General features: G+C 69.8%; 19 protein-coding genes. 13 read left to right on the plus strand and 6 right to left on the minus strand.

From position 1 onward, the window contains the following. Positions 1 to 32 precede the first annotated feature (32 nt). A complete protein-coding gene (locus tag PV762_RS20995) occupies positions 33 to 1151 on the minus strand; it encodes a Re/Si-specific NAD(P)(+) transhydrogenase subunit alpha (protein WP_421036944.1) in 1119 nt (372 codons plus the stop codon). A 232-nt stretch (positions 1152 to 1383) separates the two neighbouring features. Here PV762_RS20995 and PV762_RS21000 point away from each other — a divergent pair, with 232 nt between their 5' ends. Next, the gene (locus PV762_RS21000) at positions 1384 to 1905 is read left to right on the plus strand and encodes a hypothetical protein (RefSeq protein ID WP_421036945.1); all 522 of its coding nucleotides are present in this window, start codon (positions 1384 to 1386) and stop codon (positions 1903 to 1905) included. A 135-nt stretch (positions 1906 to 2040) separates the two neighbouring features. Then, entirely contained in the window at positions 2041 to 2535 is a 495-nt protein-coding gene (locus PV762_RS21005) for an NUDIX hydrolase (protein WP_421036946.1), read from the plus strand. A 45-nt stretch (positions 2536 to 2580) separates the two neighbouring features. Here the strand turns inward: PV762_RS21005 and PV762_RS21010 are convergent, their stop codons facing one another. Then, on the minus strand, positions 2581 to 3459 hold the full coding sequence (locus PV762_RS21010) for a response regulator (protein WP_421036947.1): 879 nt from the start codon (positions 3457 to 3459) through the stop codon (positions 2581 to 2583). 174 nt (positions 3460 to 3633) lie between these two features. Between PV762_RS21010 and mnmA the strand changes: the two genes are divergently transcribed. From mnmA to PV762_RS21025, 3 genes are all read left to right on the plus strand, one after another. Next, the gene (mnmA, locus tag PV762_RS21015) at positions 3634 to 4740 is read left to right on the plus strand and encodes a tRNA 2-thiouridine(34) synthase MnmA (protein WP_421036948.1); all 1107 of its coding nucleotides are present in this window, start codon (positions 3634 to 3636) and stop codon (positions 4738 to 4740) included. Positions 4741 to 4906: 166 nt separating this feature from the next. After that, entirely contained in the window at positions 4907 to 6157 is a 1251-nt protein-coding gene (locus PV762_RS21020; protein ID WP_421036949.1) for a sensor histidine kinase, read from the plus strand. A gap of 32 nt (positions 6158 to 6189) precedes the next feature. Next, on the plus strand, positions 6190 to 6837 hold the full coding sequence (locus PV762_RS21025; RefSeq protein ID WP_088408610.1) for a response regulator: 648 nt from the start codon (positions 6190 to 6192) through the stop codon (positions 6835 to 6837). A gap of 98 nt (positions 6838 to 6935) precedes the next feature. Here PV762_RS21025 and PV762_RS21030 read toward each other — a convergent pair whose 3' ends face one another. Next, positions 6936 to 10145, minus strand: a complete 3210-nt coding sequence (locus tag PV762_RS21030; protein WP_421036950.1) for a sensor histidine kinase — start codon at positions 10143 to 10145, stop codon at positions 6936 to 6938. A 7-nt stretch (positions 10146 to 10152) separates the two neighbouring features. Further along, positions 10153 to 10980: a response regulator transcription factor gene (locus PV762_RS21035; protein WP_421036951.1), complete on the minus strand. Its 828-nt coding sequence runs from the start codon at positions 10978 to 10980 to the stop codon at positions 10153 to 10155. A gap of 228 nt (positions 10981 to 11208) precedes the next feature. Here PV762_RS21035 and PV762_RS21040 point away from each other — a divergent pair, with 228 nt between their 5' ends. The 8 genes from PV762_RS21040 to PV762_RS21075 all read left to right on the plus strand — a co-directional run bounded on the left by PV762_RS21040 (position 11209) and on the right by PV762_RS21075 (position 17633). Next, the gene (locus PV762_RS21040) at positions 11209 to 11841 is read left to right on the plus strand and encodes a response regulator (RefSeq protein WP_421036952.1); all 633 of its coding nucleotides are present in this window, start codon (positions 11209 to 11211) and stop codon (positions 11839 to 11841) included. Positions 11842 to 12005: 164 nt separating this feature from the next. Then, positions 12006 to 12995: an alpha/beta fold hydrolase gene (locus PV762_RS21045; RefSeq protein ID WP_421036953.1), complete on the plus strand. Its 990-nt coding sequence runs from the start codon at positions 12006 to 12008 to the stop codon at positions 12993 to 12995. A 30-nt stretch (positions 12996 to 13025) separates the two neighbouring features. After that, positions 13026 to 13679 (plus strand): hydrolase, encoded by a 654-nt coding sequence (locus PV762_RS21050; RefSeq protein WP_421036954.1) that lies wholly within the window; start codon positions 13026 to 13028, stop codon positions 13677 to 13679. Positions 13680 to 13747: 68 nt separating this feature from the next. Continuing rightward, positions 13748 to 14038 (plus strand): XapX domain-containing protein, encoded by a 291-nt coding sequence (locus tag PV762_RS21055; protein ID WP_421036955.1) that lies wholly within the window; start codon positions 13748 to 13750, stop codon positions 14036 to 14038. Continuing rightward, positions 14031 to 15917, plus strand: a complete 1887-nt coding sequence (locus tag PV762_RS21060) for an amidohydrolase (RefSeq protein ID WP_421036956.1) — start codon at positions 14031 to 14033, stop codon at positions 15915 to 15917. The genes PV762_RS21055 and PV762_RS21060 overlap by 8 nt, the downstream gene beginning before the upstream one ends. A 66-nt stretch (positions 15918 to 15983) precedes the next feature. Further along, complete coding sequence (locus PV762_RS21065; protein WP_421036957.1) at positions 15984 to 16436, plus strand: DoxX family protein; 453 nt, start codon at positions 15984 to 15986, stop codon at positions 16434 to 16436. Then, complete coding sequence (locus PV762_RS21070; RefSeq protein ID WP_421036958.1) at positions 16433 to 17119, plus strand: YoaK family protein; 687 nt, start codon at positions 16433 to 16435, stop codon at positions 17117 to 17119. The genes PV762_RS21065 and PV762_RS21070 overlap by 4 nt, the downstream gene beginning before the upstream one ends. Positions 17120 to 17159: 40 nt before the next feature. Beyond that, complete coding sequence (locus PV762_RS21075; RefSeq protein ID WP_421036959.1) at positions 17160 to 17633, plus strand: RidA family protein; 474 nt, start codon at positions 17160 to 17162, stop codon at positions 17631 to 17633. A gap of 218 nt (positions 17634 to 17851) precedes the next feature. Here PV762_RS21075 and PV762_RS21080 read toward each other — a convergent pair whose 3' ends face one another. Beyond that, entirely contained in the window at positions 17852 to 18301 is a 450-nt protein-coding gene (locus PV762_RS21080; RefSeq protein ID WP_421036960.1) for an SMI1/KNR4 family protein, read from the minus strand. Positions 18302 to 18783: 482 nt separating this feature from the next. Further along, positions 18784 to 19341: a single-stranded DNA-binding protein gene (locus PV762_RS21085; RefSeq protein ID WP_421036961.1), complete on the minus strand. Its 558-nt coding sequence runs from the start codon at positions 19339 to 19341 to the stop codon at positions 18784 to 18786. Positions 19342 to 19519 lie beyond the last annotated feature (178 nt).

A 19519-nucleotide genomic window follows, 5' to 3' on the forward strand; every position in this document is an offset into this window, starting at 1 on the left:
GCTCCTTCCAGGAAAACAGGGATCGAGAGGGGTCAGGCCTTGCGCAACACCTGGCCCTCGTGCGCGACGAGGCAGGCGGTGACGATGTCGTCGTCGGCCGGCAGCGCGAAGCCGCCTTCCTTCGTCAGCACCAGCTTGAGGAAGTCCAGCAGGTTGCGCGCGTAGAGCGAGGACGAATCCGCCGCGACCAGCGCGGGCAGGTTGGTCTCGCCGACCAGCGTGACGCCGTGCTTGCGCACGGTCTGGCCGGGCTCGGTCAGCGGGCAGTTGCCGCCGGCGGGCGCGGCGATGTCGACGATCACCGAGCCGGGCTTCATCGCGCGGACCATGTCCTCGGTGACCAGCACCGGCGCCGGCCGGCCGGGGATCAGCGCGGTGGTGATGACGACATCGGCCTGCGCGACGCGCTTGGCGACCTCGACCTGCTGACGCTGCAGCCAGCCCGGCGGCATCGGACGGGCATAACCGCCGACGCCGACCGCGGCTTCGCGTTCCTCGTCGGTCTCGTAGGGCACGTCGATGAACTTGGCGCCGAGCGACTCGACCTGCTCCTTGACGGCGGGCCGCACGTCCGAGGCTTCGATCACCGCGCCCAGCCGCTTGGCCGTCGCGATCGCCTGCAGGCCGGCGACGCCGACGCCGAGCACGACCACCCGCGCCGCCTTGATCGTGCCGGCGGCGGTCATCAGCATCGGGAACAGGCGCTGGTAATGGAAGGCGCCCAGCATCACCGCCTTGTAGCCGGCGATGTTGGCCTGGCTGGACAGCACGTCCATGCTCTGCGCGCGCGAGGTCCGCGGCGCGGCCTCCAGCGCGAAGGCGGTCAGGCGTGCGGCGGCCAGACGCTCCAGGCCATCGCGGTCGAACGGATTCAGCATGCCGACGAGCACCGCGCCGGCCTTGAACAGCGGGAGTTCCCCTGGATCGGGCGACCGCACCTTGAGCACCAGGTCGGCGCCGAAGGCGGCGGCCCGGTCGACGATCTCCGCGCCGGCGGCGGCGAACGCCTCGTCGGTGGCGCTGGCGTTCAGCCCCGCGCCGCGCTCCACCCGCAGCGCATGGCCCTGCGCGACGAGCTTCTTGACGGTTTCCGGCGTCGCGGCGACGCGCGTCTCTCCCGCCGCGCTTTCCTGCGGCACACCGATCAGCATCTGGAGGTCCTCCGTCCGATTCAGGGTCCGGGCGAGCTTAACCGGGTGACCGCCCTGGGCGAAGCTCGCCCGCGACAGGGGTTTTCACCAGGATGGGGCGCGTTCGCAACCCGGAGGCAACGGGTCGGCAATGTCCCCGCAATGCTGTTTCGAGTGGTGAACAGCAGTCGTCCGAAGGGGTGAAAGCGACGTTAAATAGAGGCGTCCAATGACCCCCGAAAGGAGTCACCCCATGATCAAGAAGATGGTTTTCAGCAGTGCGTTGGCAATCGCGGCCCTGGCGCCGATGGCGTCCCAGGCGGCGGACGTCGGCGTGTCGGTGAGCATCGGTGAGCCGGGCTTCTACGGCCAGATCGACATCGGCAACGTCCGGCCGCAGGTCGTGTACGAACGCCCGGTGCTGGTGCAGCGCGTCCCCGCGCCGCAACCCGCGGTGTATCTGATGGTGCCCCCTGGCCACCAGAAGAACTGGTCGCGTTACTGCGGACGCTACAACGCGTGCGGCCGCCCGGTGTACTTCGTCAAGGAGACCTGGTACCGCGACGTCTACGCGCCGCAGTACCGCCGCGAGCACACCGAGTACCGCTGGCGTCCGGACGGCCGCCGCGACTGGCGCGACGACCACGATCACGGTCACGGTCACGGCCGCGGTCCCGACCGTGGCCCGGACCGGGACCATGGCCGAGGCCCGGACCACGACCATGGACGCGGTCCCGATCGCGACCGGGACGACCATGACCGCGGTCGTCGCTGACCCCCTGTCCTGATGACAAATCCCCGGCACGCCGGGGATTTTCATTTTCGGCGTTCACAATGCGGCCCGCACCCCAAGCGGTGGCCGCACCCGGCATTGGCGCCGCGGCTCGCGCCGCCCTTTCAGGAAGGACCAATGACCGAACGATTCAAGCCCAGCGTCACCGTCGCCGCCGTGATCGAACAGGACGGCCGCTACCTGCTGGTCGAAGAGCTCACCCGCGACGGTTTGCTGCTCAACAACCCCGCCGGCCACCTGGAGCAGGCGGAGTCCGCGATCGACGCCGTCGTCCGCGAAGTCCTCGAGGAAACCGCCCGGCCGTTCACGCCGGACGCCTTCCTCGGCGTCTACATGTCGCGATTCCTGCGTCCCGACCGCAACGACGACGTCACCTACGTGCGCCTGGCGTTCACCGGCCGGGTCGGCGAGCAGATCCCGGGTCGCCCGTTCGACGACCCCATCCAGCGCACGCTGTGGCTGACGCTGGACGAGATCCGCGCCAGCCAGGATCGCCATCGCAGCCCGCTGATCCTGCAGTGCATCGAGGACCACGCCGCTGGCCGGCGCCTGCCGATCGAGGCGGTGAGCGGCCATCCGTCGCTGTACGCGCCCCGGGCCTGGCCGCATTGAACGCCCCTTGAGTGACCGTTGAGCGCCCCTTGAGCGCCACCGCGCTCAGAGGGTCATCGCGGCGCTGGTCGTCTGCCTGGTGTGGCGCGGCTCGCGCCGGCAGGCTTCCAGCTCGTTGACCGCGCAGCGCGCCAGCGTCATCAGCGACTCGCGCTGCCGTTCGCGCAGACGGCGCGGCAGCCGGTCCATCACGCACAGGCTGCCGACGACCTCGCCGGTCGACAGCGACAGCGGCACCGACGCGTAGAAGCGCACGTAGGGCGCGCCCTGGACCAGCGGATGGTCCACGAAGCGCTCGTCGTGCCAGGTGTCGGGCACCTCCTGCAGGGGGCCGTGGTGCATCACGTGCGTGCACAGGCCGCGCGCCCGCGGCATCTGCCGCAGGTGCAGGCCGGAAGTGCCGATCAGCCGCAACGCCTCGCCGTCGACCAGGCCCACCGCCGCCATGGCGCCGCCGCTGATATCGCAGGCCAGGTCGGCCAGTTCATCGAAGGCGAGGTGGGCACGCGACGGCACATCCAGCCCATCCACCGCGGCCTGGCGCTCGTGCTCGTCCGCGTGCAGCGGCGCGCGCCAGCCTCGCAGCATGGCCAGCACCTCGTCGGTCTGGCTGCCCTTCTCGAAGAAGCCCGAGATGCGGTGCTCCGCGCAGGCGCGCCGCATGTCTTCGTAATAGCTGAGGGTCTGCACGATCACCCGGGCGCCGACGCCCAGTTGCCGGATTGCCCGCAGCACCCGCAGGCCGCTGCCGGGCTGCAACGCCAGGTCCATCAGGACCACGTCCGGCTGCGTCCGCGTGATGACCTGGAGGGCGGTCTCCTCGCAGCCGGCCTCCCCCACCACGTGGATCTGCGGCTCCCGCGCCAGCAGCGCCTGCCATTGCGCCCGTGCGGTGATGGATCCGTCGACGATGACGATGTTCATGGTCTTGTCCTCCTGCTCCCTGTTGCATCCAGTTTCTGCCCGCGCCGGGACGCGGAGGAGTCGGCAATGGCGGTCGCGCATGTCGGCGTCGGCGCAAACCCTTGTCAGCCATCCCTGACACCCGGATGGGGGGTGAGGGACGGGGTTTTGCGACCTTTGGGACAATGCCGCCCCATGACTCCCAAGAAGCAACGCGTCGTCGTCGGCCTGTCCGGCGGCGTTGATTCCGCCGTGACCGCCTGGCTGCTGAAGCAGGCGGGCCACGAGGTCGTCGGCATCTTCATGAAGAACTGGGAAGACGACGACGACAGCGAGTACTGCTCCTCCAACATCGACTTCGTCGACGCGGCGGCGGTGGCGGACGTCATCGGCATCGAGATCGAGCACGTCAACTTCGCCGCCGAATACAAGGACCGCGTCTTCGCCGAGTTCCTGCGCGAGTACCAGGCCGGCCGCACGCCGAACCCGGACGTGCTGTGCAACGCCGAGATCAAGTTCAAGGCTTTCCTCGACCACGCGATGCGCCTGGGCGCCGAGAAGATCGCCACCGGCCATTACGCCCGGGTGCGCGAGGTCGACGGTCGCGTGCAGCTGCTCAAGGGGCTGGATCCGCTGAAGGACCAGAGCTACTTCCTGCACCGGCTCAACCAGGCGCAGTTGCAGAAGACGATGTTCCCGGTCGGCGACCTGCCCAAGACCGAGGTGCGCCGCATCGCCGAGGAGATCGGCCTGCCCAACGCGAAGAAGAAGGACTCGACCGGCATCTGCTTCATCGGCGAACGCCCGTTCCGCGAGTTCCTCAACCGCTATCTCTCCCAGAAGCCCGGTCCGATCAAGGACGACCGCGGCCGCAAGGTGGGCGAGCACGTCGGCCTGTCGTTCTACACGCTGGGCCAGCGCCAGGGACTGGGCATCGGCGGCGTCAAGGAAAAGGGCGCGCCGCGGGGCGGCGGCGAGCACGCGCCGTGGTTCGTCGCCCGCAAGGACCTGGACAGCAACACGCTGGTCGTCGTCCAGGGCCACGACCACCCGCTGCTGCAGAGCCGCGGGCTGGTCGCGCAGGACCTGAGCTGGACCGACGCGGCACCGGCCTTCGGCGGCTTCGGCGCCAAGACCCGCTACCGGCAGGCCGATGCCGCCTGTGCGCTGACGCCCGGTGAAGGCAGCATCCGGCTGGATTTCCCGCAGGCGCAATGGGCCGTGACGCCGGGCCAGAGCGCCGTGCTCTACGACGGCGACGTCTGCTTGGGCGGCGGCGTGATCGCCGAGGCCATCGCGTAACGGGCGCCCGCCCGATTCGGCCGCACGCAATTCATCCAGCGATTCGGGGCGCTCGTCGCAAGGGCGGCACCGCGCCGCGGCGGTCCCCTGACAATGCGCAGCTTCCCTGCCGGTCGTCACCTGTGGCACGCTGGCAGCTTGTCGCCGCCTTGTCTGGATCGTTCCCTTGGATCGCCCCCTCGATCGTCTGCTCGCCCGCATCGCCCAGCCGGCCTTCGTGCTGCGCATCGCCGCCCTCGCGATCTGCCTGCTGGAGCTGGGTTCGGCCATCTGGGGCCTGATGGGCAACCAGACGGAGCCCTACGACGGGGTCCTCGCCAGCCTCTACCGCCGCACCGGCGGCACCACGCACGACGCGCCGTTCGTGCTCACCTGCCTCGGGCTGGTGATGGTGTTCGCCTGGCATTTCTGGCGGCTGGCCCGTCAGCAGCATCTGGACCTGCCGCCGCGCAACGCCCTGTCCCGGGTGGTGCTGCTCAACCTGCTGGCGCTGCTGGTGACGCCGGGCCTGCCCTTCCTGGTCACCGTGCTGGCGGCGCTGCTGCTCAACGTGCGACGCGCCTTCAACTTCGCGCTGGCGCAGGTGGTGATCAACGTGGCCCTGTACTGGCTGCTGCCCAGCGAGGCGCAACGGCTGGAGCAGCTCCAGCCCGACATGCCCTGGTGGCTCAACAGCGTGGGGCTGTCGATGTCCATGGTGGCGCTGCACGGCATGGCCTTCGGGCTGGGGCGGCTGGCCGCGGCCGAAGGCGAACGCCGGCGCTGGTTCCAGGCGATGCTGGCCGAGAAGCAATCCGGCGAGCGCCTGCAGATCGAGCAGTTGCGCTACGCCGAGCGCCTGCACATGGCGCGCGAGCTGCACGACGTGATGGGCCACCATCTGACCGCGCTCAACCTCCACCTGCAGCTCAGCGAGGCGCTGCTCAAGCGACATGACGAGCCGGGCGCGGCGCAGGCGGTGGAGAAGGCCAAGATGGGCGCGGCGGGGCTGCTGGCCGAAGTCCGCGCCGCCGTGTCGCGCGAGCGTGAAAGCCAGCGCATCAACCTTGAGGCGGCGCTGCGCACGCTGGCGGACGGCATCGCCAGCACGCAGATCGAGCTGGCGCTGGACCCGGTCGCGCAAGACCTGACGCCGCGATGCGCGCACGCGCTGCTGCGCTGCGTGCAGGAGGCGGTGACCAACGCGGTGCGCCATGCCGGCGCGACGCACGTGCGGGTGACCCTGGAGGCCGTGGAGGCCACCGGATCGCAGGTGCGCGTGCGGGTTGACGACAATGGCCGGGGCACGCGCAAGCTGCGCGAGGGCAACGGCCTGAAGGGCATGCAGGAGCGCATGGCCGAACTGGGCGGGACGATGCAGGTGCTGCGGCATCACCCCGGATTCCTGATCGAATTGAACTGCCCGCGGCGCGCCTGAAGCGGGCCGGCGCATCCAGGGAAGGAGACGACATGAGCGAGAACACGATCAAGCTGCTGCTGGTGGAAGACCAGCAGCTCGTGCGCGAGGGGCTGAAGGGCCTGCTGGCGCTGCACGACGACATCCGCCTGATCGGCGAGGCGTCGGACGGGGCGGAGGCGCTGGAGCTGCTGGCGCGCGAACAGCCGGACGTGATCCTGTCGGACATGCGCATGCCGCGGCTGGACGGGATCGGGCTGATCCGGGCGCTGGCGGCCCGGGCGCTGAAGATCCCGGTGGTGCTGCTGACGACCTTCGACGACACGGCCGCCTTCGACGAGGCGGTGCGGGCCGGCGCGCGGGGGTTCCTGCTGAAGGCGATCAGCCCGGACACGCTGGTGCAGGCGCTGCGCGACGTGGTCGGCGGATCGACCGCGCTGCGGCCGCTGCTGACCGAGCGCATGGAACGCGCGCCGGTGGAGCGCGCCTTCGCGGCGACCCCGGAGCCCGAGTCGCTCAGTCCGAAGGAACTCCAGGTGCTGCGCCTGGTGGCCAGCGGCCGCAGCAATACCGAGATCGCCGCGCTGCTGGGCAACAGCGAAGGGGTGATCAAGAACCACTGCTCCGCGGTGTTCGCGAAGATGGGCGTCCGGGACCGCACGCAGGCGGTCCTTCGCGCCATCGACCTCGGCTGGATCTGAGATCCGCCTCGCTTCCTCTTACTCCCCTCAGGGCCAGCCACTCAAGCCCCTCTCCCGCACTGCGGGAGAGGGAGTCGAGAGGCCGAGCGTCGCGGAATTCAGGGAGAGACCGGCGTGCGCGCCTGCCGCCAGCGTCCTCGCCAGCCTGCGTGCCGCGGATCGGCCACATGCAGCACCAGCTCGGTCCCGGCGCCCGGCACGCTGTGCATCGAGAAGTCCGCGTTCATCAGCCGAGCCCGTTCCCGCATCCCGCACATGCCGTAGCGCAGCCCGCGTGCCTGCCGCGATTCCCAGTCCGGCGGCAGCCCGATGCCGTTGTCCCGCACGCTCAGGACCACCGCGTCGGCGCGATAGTCCAGGGCCAGCGTCACCTCGGTCGCCCGCGCATGGCGGTCGGCATTGACCAGCCCTTCGCGCGCGATGAGCATCAGCTCGTCCTCCACCGACGCCGGCAGTGTGCGCGGCGCACCGCTCACCGACATCCGGAACTGGCCCGGCGCACGGATGAGGTCCTGCCCGGCGCGCCTCAGGCGATCGACCAGGCCGTCAACGCCACTGTCATCGCCGCTGCCATCGCGGTCGTCATCGCGGTCGTCATCGCGGTCGTCATCGCGGTCCGCCGCATCCTCATCATCGATACGCTGCCGCAGTTGCCCGACGCGGTCACGCCCTTCGGCCAGCAGCGACTCGGCGCGCGTCAGGTCGCGTTCCATCTTGTGCCGCAGCGCCGCGTCGGCGACGCGCCGGACGCTGGCGTCCAGGCCCAGCAGCAAGCCCTGGAAGCCCTGCAGCAGGGTGTCGTGCAGGTCGCGGGCGATGCGTTCCCGCTCGCGGTGGCGGTCGGCCAGACGTTGACGCAGCCGGGCCTGCAACGACCTCACCCGCAGCCGGTAGCCGCCCCAGACGGCCACGATCAACGCCAGCGCCACGGCCCAGCGGAATGCGGGATGCTGGTGGAGCATGGGCGCGATCCGGAACGACAGCACCGTGGGCTGACGGCTCCAGAGCCCGTCCGGATTCGACGCGAGCACTTCGAAACGGTAGGCGCCGGGACCGAGGTTGGCATAGGTCGCCTCCCGCTGCGTGCCGGCGTCGCGCCAGTCGGCATCGACGCCGGTGAGCCGGAACCGGTAGCGGACCTGGTCCGCCCGGCTCAGCACGCGCGCCGCGTAACGCAGCGTCAGCGCGTTCGTGCCCTTCGGCAACTCCTGACCCTGCGCCGCCGGGTAACTCTGTCCGCCGGCCATCAAGGCCTGCACGTCGACGCCCACCTCGCGCGAGTTGCGGGGCGTGCGCGCCGGATCCAGCCAGACCACGCCCAGGTTGGTCACGAACCACAGCCGGCCGCGGGCATCCCGCACGGCGGTGGGCGTCGCCGAGGCCTGCCGCGCGATGCCCGGCAGCCCGTCGGCGGCGTCGAGCAGCTGGTAGCTCAGCGGCCGGGCCGTTTCGACGAACAGCGACGGCACCTCCGCCGCGGCCAGACGCACCAGGCCGCGCGCGCCGTTGAGCCAGAGATCCCCGTCGAAGGACTCGACGACGCCGGACACCCGCCCGAAGGCCGGATCACGATCGAGCGTGATCGTCGAGAAACGGCCGTCGCGGCCCAGCGCCACGCCGTTCTCGCCGGCGACGATGAGTCCGTGCCGGGTGTTGGTCACCGTCAGGATGCGGCCGGCCTGCAGGCCTTGCTCCGGGCCGAAGCGCTGGCGCCGGCCGCGGTCGTCGATGCCCGCGAGCACGCCGTCGTGCCCGAACCAGACCGCGCCATCCGCGTCGACCGCCAGCGCGCCCGGCGGCACGCCGTCCAGTTCCGCCTCCTTGACGCGCTCCACGCCCGCCCGCGTCGCGTGGAACACGCCGACGTCGTGCAGCGACAGCCACAGCCCGCCGGTCGGATCCGCGGCCATGCTCTCCGCGGCGACCCGCAGGCTGGCGGGCAGGGGCAGAGTCCAGCGTTCCCAGCGACCGCCCGGCGGCGAACGCCAGAGCGCCTCGTTGTCCCACAGCCAGAGCGATCCGTCGGTCGCGCGCACCGCCTGCGTGGCCGGCCGGCGCGACAGGGGCCGCGGATCGACGCCGTTCTCGCGCACCGCGCCGCCGGGCGGATCGACGCGCCAGCTGGCGGAAGAGCTCGACAGCAGCACGCCGCTGCCGTCCGGCTGCACGCTGAAGCCGGTGGAGGCCGCGTCCTCGAGCCGCGTCACGCGCTGGATGCGGTGCTGGCGCAGACTGCTCACGCCGACGTTGGTGCCGACCCAGATCTCGCCGTCGTCGCTTTCCACCAGCGGCACGGTGATCGACGAGCCCAGCCCGTCCGCGACGGTGAACCACCGCCCGCGCGTCCAGTCGAGCTGCTCGCCCGCCGGCAGCCGGGCCGTGTCCGCGGCGTCGGTGCGGAACACGCCGCGGCCGTTCACCGTGACCCACAGGCCGCCGTCGCTGGCGAACAGCATCTGCTTGACCAGGGAGACCGGCGACCCGTCCCGGGAGGACACCACGCTGGGAGAGAACGGCGCGGCGGCGAGATCGTCGGCCCGCACCGGTCCGGGCGCCGGGGCCGTCTCCGGCAGCGACGCCCAGGCGCGCCAGGATCCCGGCAGCCCCAACGGCCGCACGCCGCCGCGTCCGTCCGCCAGCCAGAGCCGGTCCTGCCCGTCCTGCGTCATCACCGCGGCGCGGCCCGTCGACACGCCGGTGTACTCGAAACGCTCCGCGCCGGCGGCCAACCGGTAGAGCCGCTCGCCGGAACTGACCCAGAGCGTGCCCTGCCGGTCGCGGAACAGGTATTCGGCCCCGGGCTCCGGATACCCCTGCGCCTCGCCGACGCGGGACCAGCGGCGCCCGTCGAAACGCGCCAGGCCCTTGCCCGCCGCCGCCCACAACGCACCAGAAGCACGCACCAGTCTCAGCACGCGACCGCCCGGCAGGCCCCGGTCGGCGCCGTAGCGCACGACCCGCCCCTCGCGCAACTGCACGATGCCGCCGTCGAACAGCCCGAGCCACAGCGAACGGTCGTCGTCGACCAGCAGCGCGTTGATGTTGAGCGCCGGCAGGGACGGATCCCCGGGCCGGTAGCGCTCGAAGCGCAGGCCGTCGAAGCGGTAGAGCCCCATGCCCGTCCCGAGCCAGAGCACGCCTTCGCGTCCGCCGCCCAGCGTCCACACATCCGGCGGCGCCCCGTCGCGCACGGTCCACGAGCGATGGGAGAAGTCCGACAAGCCGTCCCCGACCGCGTGCGCCGGCGCGCCGCCGGCGCCAAGAAGGCAGGCCGCCGCGAGGACGAGACCCGTCCAGAACCTGGTCACCGCCGGCTCACGCGACGGGCAGCGTGCGGAGGACGTAGCGCCCAGACCCGGGCCCCTGCGCCGGAGCCGGTACGGCGGGCCGCGCCGCCTGCGGGAAGGGGTCGTCGATCAGCGGCTCATCGTCGAGCAGCCCGCGGCGCAGCGCCTCGGTGGCCGCCTGCGTACGGCTGCGTGCACCCAGCTTCTGCAGCAGCGTCTTCACATGCGTCTTGACCGTGCCCGCCGCGACACCCAGCCGCAGGCCGATGGACTTGTTGTCCAGCCCGAGGCACAGCATGCGCAGCACGTCGCGCTCGCGCGGCGTGAGGTCGTCGCCGAGCCAGCCCTCCGCGACCGCGCCGGCCGCCGTGCGGCACAGGTAGCGCCGACCCGCGGCGACGGCGCGCGCGGCGTCGCGCAGTTCCTCCAGGGCGCAGGCGGCATGGACGTAGCCCAGCGCGCCCGCGGCCATGGCCTGCCGGACCCGGCCGCCATGCACGACGGGACTGACGACCAGCCAGTGCGGCCCAGGCACGCCGCCGCCGATGCCACCCATGCCGGCGAGCCCGCCGACCCGGCCGACGGTCCGTCGGGGCGCCCCCGCCAGCGCCTGCAGCGCGCCGTCATGGTCGGCGACGACGAGCCGGATCGGCTCGGCACGGCCGGACGGTCCCGCGGCGAGCGTCGGCAGCACGCCGGACTCGGCGATCAGGCCGGCGTCGTCCCCGGCGTCGTGGGAGCGGAAGAACGGTGACAGCGCGGCGGCGATGCCAGCGCGCAGCAGCGGGTTGCGGTGGAGGACGATCGCGTCGAGGACGGCGTCCGGAACGGCATGGAGGCGCTCGAACAGGGACATGGACGGCTCCCGGCGGTGAAGGGGGTGAAGGGGGTGAAGGGAAGCAGCGGACCGTTGAGGACAGGAACGCCGGGGGAGGCTTTGAAAGCGCTTCCCGGAGAGACGCCCGATCATCGGAAGCGATGCTGCACTGCGATAGCCCCGGTCGAGTCGACAACATTTACCCGAAAGGGTATGGCCCCCCTGGAAGAGGGACGACGGGAGGGGGTCGCGCCTATGATCGCCGCCATGGTGCCCGCGTCCGAACCCATCCGCGTCCTGACGGTCGACGACCACCCGCTGATGCGGGAGGGCATCGCGGCGGTGCTGGGCGAGCAGCCGGACATGACGCCGGTCGGCGAGGCCGACAACGGCTGGCACGGTCTGCAGGCCTTCGAGCGCCTGCGCCCCGACGTGACGCTGATGGACATCCAGATGCCGGGCATGGACGGGCTGGAGGCGCTGTCGCGACTGCGCGCGCTGAGCCCCGCGGCGCGGGTGATCGTGCTGACGACCTTCAAGTCCGACGGCCAGGCCTGGCAGGCGCTGAAGCTGGGGGCCAGCGGTTACCTGCTGAAGACGCAGTTGCGCACCGAGCTGCTGGACGCGATACGCGCCGTGCATCGCGGCAACCGCTGGATCCCCAACGAGGTCGCGCAGGAGATCGCCGCCCACGCCGGCCAGGAACAGCTGTCGGGTCGCGAGATCGACGTGCTGGAGCATATCGCGCAGGGCCGCAGCAACCGCGAGATCGGCGGCCTGCTCTCCTTGTCCGAGGACACCATCAAGGCACGGGTCAAGATGATCCTGTCCAAGCTCGACGCGCGCGACCGCACGCATGCCGTCGTGCTCGCGCTCAAGCGCGGCCTTCTGCGCCTGTAGTGCGCCTGAATGCGCCAGTAACGCGCCTCTAGTCCGTCCGGTCCCGGCTGTAACGGCCGCGTCACGCGCGTCTGCCTCCGACGGGAGAGCCTCAGATGCACCATCGGCGGCTGGTTCCGAAGGGAGGCGATTCCTACGATGAGGAGATCCCCCGGAGACCCTCGATGACGATCCCTTCGATCCCCACGGACCTCAGCCGCCGCGACGTGCTCGCGATGGGCGGTCAGCTCGCGCTCGCCGCGGCGCTGCCGCTCGCGCTGGCCGACGGCGCCGACGCCGCGACACGCGCGGCCGCTTCCACTGCTTCCAACCACACCCTGCCAGGAGCCCCCATGAGCTATGTCACCACCAAAGACGGTACCCAGATCTTCTACAAGGACTGGGGCAGCGGCCAACCGGTCGTCTTCTCGCACGGCTGGCCGCTGAGCAGCGACGCCTGGGAAGACCAGATGCTGTTCCTGGGCCAGAACGGCTTCCGCGTGATCGCGCATGACCGCCGCGGCCATGGCCGCTCCAGCCAGAGCTGGAACGGCAACGACATGGACACCTACGCCGACGACCTGGCCGCGGTGCTCGACAAGCTGGACGTCAAGAACGCCATGCTGGTCGGCCACTCGACCGGCGGCGGCGAAGTCACCCGCTACGTGGGCCGTCACGGCACCAAGCGCGTGGCCAAGGTCGTGCTGGTGGGCGCCGTGCCGCCGACGATGATGAAGTCCGCCGCGTACCCGAACGGCCTGCCCAAGGACGTGTTCGACGGCATCCGCGCCGGCGTCCAGAAGGACCGCTCGCAGTTCTACAAGGACCTGACCACGCCGTTCTTCGGCGCCAACCGTCCCGGCGCGCAGGTCTCGCAAGGCATGCGCGACAGCTTCTGGCTGCAGGGCATGCAGGGCTCGCTGAAGGCGCAGTTCGACTGCATCAAGCAGTTCTCCGAGACCGATTTCACCGACGACCTCAAGAAAATCACCGTGCCCACGCTGATCATCCATGGCGACGACGACCAGATCGTGCCCATCGGCAACTCCGCCGAGCTCTCGGTGAAGCTGGCGCCCAAGGCCACGCTCAAGGTCTACAAGGGCGGCAGCCACGGCCTGGCCGCCACCGCCAAGGACCAGCTCAACGCCGACCTGCTGGCCTTCGCCAAGTCCTGATCCTTGCCTCATTCCCCGAAGGAGAGTCCCATGACCCCGACCGCCAAGGCCGCCCCCGGCGCCAAGCTGCTGAACCCCAAGGACCACACGCTGGTCCTGATCGACTTCCAGTCGCAGATGGCCTTCGCGACGCACTCGATCTCCGCCAACGAGCTGCGCACCCACGCGTCGCTGGTGGCCCAGGCTGCCGCCGGTTTCGGCGTGTCGACCATCCTGACCACGGTGGCGGAGAAGAGCTTCTCCGGCCCGATGTTCGAGGAGATCACCGCGCCCTTCCCCGGCCAGAAGCTGCTGGATCGCACGTCGATGAACACCTGGGAGGACGCCGCGGTGATCGAGGAGATCAACCGCATCGGCAAGCCGCGCATCGTGCTGGCCGGCCTGTGGACCAGCGTGTGCATCGTCGGTCCCGCGCTGTCGGCGATCGACCAGGGCTTCGAGGTCTACGTGATCACCGACGCCTGCGGCGACGTCTCGGCCGAGGCGCATGAGCGTGCGGTCGAGCGCATGGTGCAGGCCGGCGCGCAGCCGATGACCTCGCTGCAGTACCTGCTGGAACTGCAGCGCGACTGGGCGCGCGGCGAGACCTACGACCTCACCACCGGCATCGCGAAGAAGGTCGGCGGCTCGTACGGCATCGGCATCAACTACGCCAAGTCGATGTTCAACGCCCACGAGGGCTGATCGCCCTCCTCAGGCGTCTCTTCCGACGCCTGGCCCCGGATCGGCACCCCCGCAGAAAGGCGGTTCCCTTGAATGCATATGTCTTGTCCGCCGCCGTCGGGTTGCTGGTCGGGGTGATCTACGGCGTGCTCAACGTGCGATCGCCGGCGCCGCCGGTGATCGCGCTGGTGGGCCTGCTCGGCATCCTCGCCGGCGAGCAGATCCCGCCGCTCGTGCGCCAATGGCTGCAGCGCGACACGCACCAGGCCAGCTGGATCGAACAGAAGGTGCGGCCGCACATGTTCGGGCAGATGCCCGGATGCGACCAGGCGCAGGCAAAGGCCGCAACACCGGCCAAGGCGGAGACCCACGATGTCTGAGACGACCACCCCCGATCTCGTGCTGTTCAACGGCCGCTTCACGACGCTGGACCGCACGCGGCCGACCGCATCGGCCGTGGCCATCCAGGACGGCCGCTTCCTGAGCGTCGGCGCGAACCAGGAGATCCTGGCGCTGGCCGGCGATTCGACGCGCCGCATCGACCTGAAGGGCCGCGGCGTGCTGCCGGGCCTGATCGACAACCACCTGCACATCATCCGCGGCGGGCTCAACTTCAACATGGAGCTGCGCTGGGACGGGGTGCGCAGCCTGGCCGACGCGATGGCCATGCTGAAGGCGCAGGTCGACGTCACGCCCGCGCCGCAGTGGGTGCGCGTGGTGGGTGGCTTCACCGAGCACCAGTTCGCCGAGAAGCGGCTGCCGACGATCGATGAGCTCAACGCCATCGCGCCGGACACACCGGTGTTCCTGCTTCACCTCTACGACCGCGCGCTGCTGAACGGTGCCGCGCTGCGGGCCGTCGGCTACACGCGCGAGACACCCGAACCACCGGGCGGCCAGATCCTGCGTGACGCGGCCGGCAATCCGACAGGCCTGCTGCTGGCCAAGCCGAACGCGTCCATCCTCTACGCGACGCTGGCCAAGGGCCCGAAGCTGCCGCCCGAGTACCAGCTCAACAGCACGCGGCACTTCATGCGCGAGCTCAACCGGCTCGGCGTCACCGGCGCGATCGACGCCGGCGGCGGCTTCCAGAACTATCCCGAGGATTACCAGATCATCCAGAAGCTGTCCGAGGCCGGACAGCTGACGATCCGACTGGCCTACAACCTGTTTACCCAGAAGGCGGGTCAGGAGAAGGAGGACTTCCTCCATTGGGCGCAGTCGGTCACCTACAAGCAGGGGGACGACTACTTCCGGCACAACGGCGCGGGCGAGATGCTGGTGTTCTCCGCCGCCGACTTCGAGGACTTCCGCCAGCCTCGGCCGGACCTGCCCGGCCAGATGGAAGGCGAGTTGGAGGAGGTCGTGCGCATCCTGGTCCAGAACCGCTGGCCGTGGCGCATGCATGCGACCTACGACGAGACGATCTCGCGCTCGCTCGATGTCTTCGAGAAGGTCCATCGCGACACGCCGATCGACGGGTTGAACTGGTTCTTCGACCATGCGGAGACGATCTCGACGCGCTCGATGGACCGGATCGCTGCGCTCGGCGGCGGCGTCGCCGTGCAGCACCGCATGGCCTACCAGGGCGAGTACTTCGTCGAACGCTACGGCGCGCGCGCCGCCGAGGCGACGCCGCCGGTGGCCGAGATGCTGCGCCGGGGCATGAAGGTCTCGGCGGGCACGGACGCGACGCGGGTGGCCTCGTACAACCCGTGGGTGTCGCTGTCGTGGATGGTGACCGGGCGCACCGTCGGCGGGCTGCAGATCACGCCGCAACGCAACTGCCTGGACCGCGAGGCGGCGCTGCGGATGTGGACGGAGAACGTCACCTGGTTCTCGAACGAGCAGGGCAACAAGGGCCAGATCGCCGCAGGCCAGCTCGCCGATCTGGTCGTGCCGGACCGCGACTTCTTCGGCTGCCCGGAGTCGGAGATCGCCGACACCAGCGCGCTGCTGACGATGGTCGGCGGCAAGGTCGTGTGGGGCGCGGGCGAGTTCGCCGAACTCGACGACTCCGCGCCGCCGCCGGCGATGCCGGACTGGTCGCCGGTGCGGCGCTTCGGCGGCTACGGCGCCTGGGGGGTGTCCGGCAGCGAAGGCAGGCCGCTGCAGGCGGCGATGCAACGCGTCGCGTGCTGCGACACCGCCTGCGGCGTCCACGGTCATGCGCACGCGAACGCATGGGCGTCGGAGATTCCGGCGTCGGATCTGCGCGGGTTCTGGGGCGCGTTGGGATGCGCCTGCTGGGCGGTGTGACGAGCGGTGTGACGGTCGTCAAGAGACGGTCGACTGTGAGGGTCGACATGCAATGAGCGAGATGTGATGAGCGAGTTCCGAGCGATGAAGACGTCTTCCTCCGCCGCCCCGCGATGGGTGAAGGCGATCCTGCACTGGCCCACCTTCGGGTGCCTGCTTCGGGTGGGGTTGGCCTCGGCCTACCTCATCGGCGGGGTCGACAAGGCGATGGACTTCCCCGGCGCGGTGGCGGAGCAGGCGCACTTCGGCCTGCAGCCGGCGACGCTGTGGGCGGTGCTGGCGATCGCGGTCGAGCTGATCGGCTCGGTGCTGCTGATCGTCAACCGCCAGGTGTGGCTGGCGGCCGGCGCGCTGGGCGTGCTGACGCTGGTGGCGATGGGGGTGGCCAACAACTTCTGGGACCTGAGCGGGCAGGCGCGATTCATGGCGAAGAACGCGTTCTTCGAACACCTCGGGCTGATCTGCGGGCTGGCGATGGCGGCGCGGATCGCGGTGCTTGAGCGCAAGGGGGCGGCATGACCGGCGCGAAGAAGCTGCTGCTGGCGAGCCTCGCGCTGGGTTTCATCGGCGGTTATGTGGACACGGTGGGCTTCGTCGCGCTGTTCGGGCTGTTCACGGCGCACGTGACGGGCAACTTCGTGCTGATCGGCGCGGAGCTGAGCCGCGCGAGCGCCAACAGCGTGCTGCTCAAGTTGCTGGTGTTCCCGACCTTCATCCTGGCGGTGGCGCTCGCGCGTCTGGTGGCCTTGCGTTGTGAGCGGACGAAGACGGTGGCGAGCCGACCGCTGCTGGTGATGCAGACGCTCTTCCTGGCGGTCGCGCTGGCCTGCAGCGTGCCGGCGGGCGCGGTGCTCGCGCCGGAGGCGCCGTGGGCGATGGCGACGGGCCTGTTCATGACGGCCGCGATGGCCGTGCAGAACGCGGCGGGTCGCCTGGCCTGGCCGGCGTTGACGCCGACGACGGTGATGACCGGCAACGTCACGCAGGTGGTGATCGACGGCGTCGACCTGCTGCGCGGCGCCGCCGGCCCGGAGGTGCGTGACCGGCTGAAGCGCTTCATCTGGCCGGTGCTGGCGTTTGCGGTCGGCGCGCTGTCGGGGGCGTTCGCGTATGCGGGGTGGAAATTCTGGTCGCTGCTATTACCGCTGGTGATGCTTGCCGGTCTGGTCGTGATGGATGTGAGGACGGATCGCAAGGGGTGATCGCGTGAGAATGGGGCGACTCCCCTTCCACGAGCACACCATGAGCAGAGACCAGGCCCTCACCCAGGCCGCCCAGCAGCTGGGCTACGACTTCGACGGCGAGATCAAGGCCGGCGGCAACTACCAGCCGCTGACCCGGGACGGCCACACGATCCACCTGAGCGGCCAGGTGCCGCGCGTGGGCAGCACGGTCGTGGTCACGGGCCGCGTCGGCACCGAGGTGGACCTGGCCCGCGCGCAACTGGCCGCGAAGATCTGCGTGATGCGCGCGCTGGTGCTGCTGCAGCGTTCGCTCGGATCGCTGGACGCGGTGCAGCAGATCCTGCGCCTGAACGTGTTCACGCAGTGTGCGGAGCACTTCACCCAGCTCAGCGAGGTGGCCGACGGCGCGTCGGAACTGCTGGTGCAGATCCTCGGTCCCGCGGGAACGCATGCGCGGACCTCGGTCGGGGTGTATGCGCTACCGAAGGGCGCGAGCGTGGAGCTGGACCTGACGGTCGCCGTCCAGTCCTGACCATCGGAGGCGCCGAGGGTGCCTCCTGCCCGTCGCATCGTCGTGTTGCTGATCGGCATTTGCGGAGACGCCGCGCCGACGTAGGTTGGTCCCGTGCACGAACGGATGGAAAGTGCACGCCCGTTACAGCCGCCTCGACGACCTGACATCCGTCATCTTCGTTGGCGACGGGCAGGAAGCGTCGGTCAGTCGCGTTCGGGCGAGCGGGGGTTCCAACTTCACGAGGCGCCGCCGCCGTAAAGCACGCCGTCATCCGCGATGTACAGCGCGATGAAGGCGGAGAAGCTTGGCGCGATCGGCCGGATCCGGCCCTCGCCATAGAGGGCCACGACCGATCCCAAGGCTCCGTCGGGATCGACGCAGATGCCGTAGTCGTCCATGCGGACGACCTCCTCGCGAAACTTGAGATATCCGGACTGCACGAGGTATTCGTCTTGCAGTGGATAGAACTGGAACGCCTGGTCGTCGCAATCATCCCAGGTGCCTGCCGCCTTGAAACCGTTCGCGAGGCGCAGGTAAGCCGCGAAATCTTCCGGAAGGCGGATGGCATGGCGACGTTCGAAGTCGTTGATCTCCTCCGCCAGCAGGCCAGGTGCCAGACGCAAGTGCCGTTGGGGGCGCCAATGGTCCTGCAGGGATTTCAAGGTGGGGGAGAAGCGCTGGTCCATGTTGAAACGGGGGGTGTGACCACGTGAGCTTTTCGCGGGCCTGCAGACGCTCCCATTCGGCAATACGGGTCTCGATCGGCTCCTGCTTGCGTGTGTGCACCGCGAAGTAGGTCATCGCAAATGCGATCGAGTCCTTTCGAGGGTCGCCGTTCTGGGCGATCAGATAGCAGGCGTAGCGGGTCAAGGCAATGTCTTCGACGGGCCTCTCGGCCTGCGAGCCGATTTCGACCATTTTGCGAAGTTGCGCCACTGCGCATAGCCCAGCAGATCTTGCAGTTCCCGAGCCAGCCAGAACTCCACGCCTTCGTTCTGTCGAGCGCTGTCCTCGAAGCTCTTATGCAATTTGTGGAATCAGTTCCTTCTTCATAAGCCCTCACGAACAGCGTCATCGAGACGGATGGATGCAAGACACCAAGGCAGAAAAATGGCCCGCAGCGTTGAGCGGCGGGCCGGATGCCAATCAAACCTGCGCTCGATTGCGTTTAGAACGGAATATCGTCATCCATGTCATCGAAGCCCGTCGCGGCCTTGGGCGCGGGAGCCGGGGCGCGGGGGGCTGCGGCGCGAGGCGCCGGCGCGCGCGGGGCGTCAAAGTCGCCGCTGTCGCGACCGCTGCCGCCGCCCTGGCCACCACCGCCGCTGCGCTCGGACGAGCGCTCGCGGCTGTAGCCGCCACCGCCGCCACCCCCCATCTCATCGCCGCCGTCACGGCCACCCAGCAGTTGCATCTGCTCGGCGATGATTTCCGTGGTGTACGTGTCCTTGCCTTCCTTGTCCTGCCACTTGCGGGTCTTCAGACGGCCTTCCACGTAGACCGGGCGGCCCTTCTTCAGGTACTCGCCGGCGATCTCGGCCAGACGGTCGTAGAACACCACGCGGTGCCACTCGGTCTCCTCCTGGCGCTCGCCGCCTTCACGGCTCTTCCAGTTGCGCGTCGTCGCGATGCTCACGTTGCACACCGCGCTGCCGCTCGGCGTGTAGCGCAGTTCCGGATCACGGCCCAGGTTGCCGAGGATGATGACTTTGTTGACCGAGGCCATGATGGTTGCCTTCGCTTGCGTATGGTTGGATTGTTCGAAACAGGAAATCTCGCGCCACCAATCGCCCAGATCGTGCCAATCAACGGGCTGAAAACGGTGTGCAGGGAGCGGATTATGCCGCCCACCCCAACCCGCAGCGATTGCTCGAAAACGCAGATTTGATGCCTCGCCCCAGTCA

This window comes from Mitsuaria sp. CC2, assembly GCF_048957715.1.
Taxonomy (GTDB): Bacteria; Pseudomonadota; Gammaproteobacteria; order Burkholderiales; family Burkholderiaceae_C; genus Roseateles.

Bases quoted from the DNA above. Each gene is read 5' to 3' on its own strand.
- PV762_RS20995 (WP_421036944.1), bottom strand. From the start codon at position 1,151: ATGCTGATCGGTGTGCCGCAGGAAAGCGCGGCGGGAGAGACGCGCGTC.
- PV762_RS21000 (WP_421036945.1), top strand. From the start codon at position 1,384: ATGATCAAGAAGATGGTTTTCAGCAGTGCGTTGGCAATCGCGGCCCTG.
- PV762_RS21005 (WP_421036946.1), top strand. From the start codon at position 2,041: ATGACCGAACGATTCAAGCCCAGCGTCACCGTCGCCGCCGTGATCGAA.
- PV762_RS21010 (WP_421036947.1), bottom strand. From the start codon at position 3,459: ATGAACATCGTCATCGTCGACGGATCCATCACCGCACGGGCGCAATGG.
- mnmA (WP_421036948.1), top strand. From the start codon at position 3,634: ATGACTCCCAAGAAGCAACGCGTCGTCGTCGGCCTGTCCGGCGGCGTT.
- PV762_RS21025 (WP_088408610.1), top strand. From the start codon at position 6,190: ATGAGCGAGAACACGATCAAGCTGCTGCTGGTGGAAGACCAGCAGCTC.
- PV762_RS21035 (WP_421036951.1), bottom strand. From the start codon at position 10,980: ATGTCCCTGTTCGAGCGCCTCCATGCCGTTCCGGACGCCGTCCTCGAC.
- PV762_RS21040 (WP_421036952.1), top strand. From the start codon at position 11,209: ATGGTGCCCGCGTCCGAACCCATCCGCGTCCTGACGGTCGACGACCAC.
- PV762_RS21045 (WP_421036953.1), top strand. From the start codon at position 12,006: ATGACGATCCCTTCGATCCCCACGGACCTCAGCCGCCGCGACGTGCTC.
- PV762_RS21050 (WP_421036954.1), top strand. From the start codon at position 13,026: ATGACCCCGACCGCCAAGGCCGCCCCCGGCGCCAAGCTGCTGAACCCC.
- PV762_RS21060 (WP_421036956.1), top strand. From the start codon at position 14,031: ATGTCTGAGACGACCACCCCCGATCTCGTGCTGTTCAACGGCCGCTTC.
- PV762_RS21065 (WP_421036957.1), top strand. From the start codon at position 15,984: ATGAGCGAGTTCCGAGCGATGAAGACGTCTTCCTCCGCCGCCCCGCGA.
- PV762_RS21070 (WP_421036958.1), top strand. From the start codon at position 16,433: ATGACCGGCGCGAAGAAGCTGCTGCTGGCGAGCCTCGCGCTGGGTTTC.
- PV762_RS21075 (WP_421036959.1), top strand. From the start codon at position 17,160: ATGAGCAGAGACCAGGCCCTCACCCAGGCCGCCCAGCAGCTGGGCTAC.
- PV762_RS21080 (WP_421036960.1), bottom strand. From the start codon at position 18,301: ATGGACCAGCGCTTCTCCCCCACCTTGAAATCCCTGCAGGACCATTGG.
- PV762_RS21085 (WP_421036961.1), bottom strand. From the start codon at position 19,341: ATGGCCTCGGTCAACAAAGTCATCATCCTCGGCAACCTGGGCCGTGAT.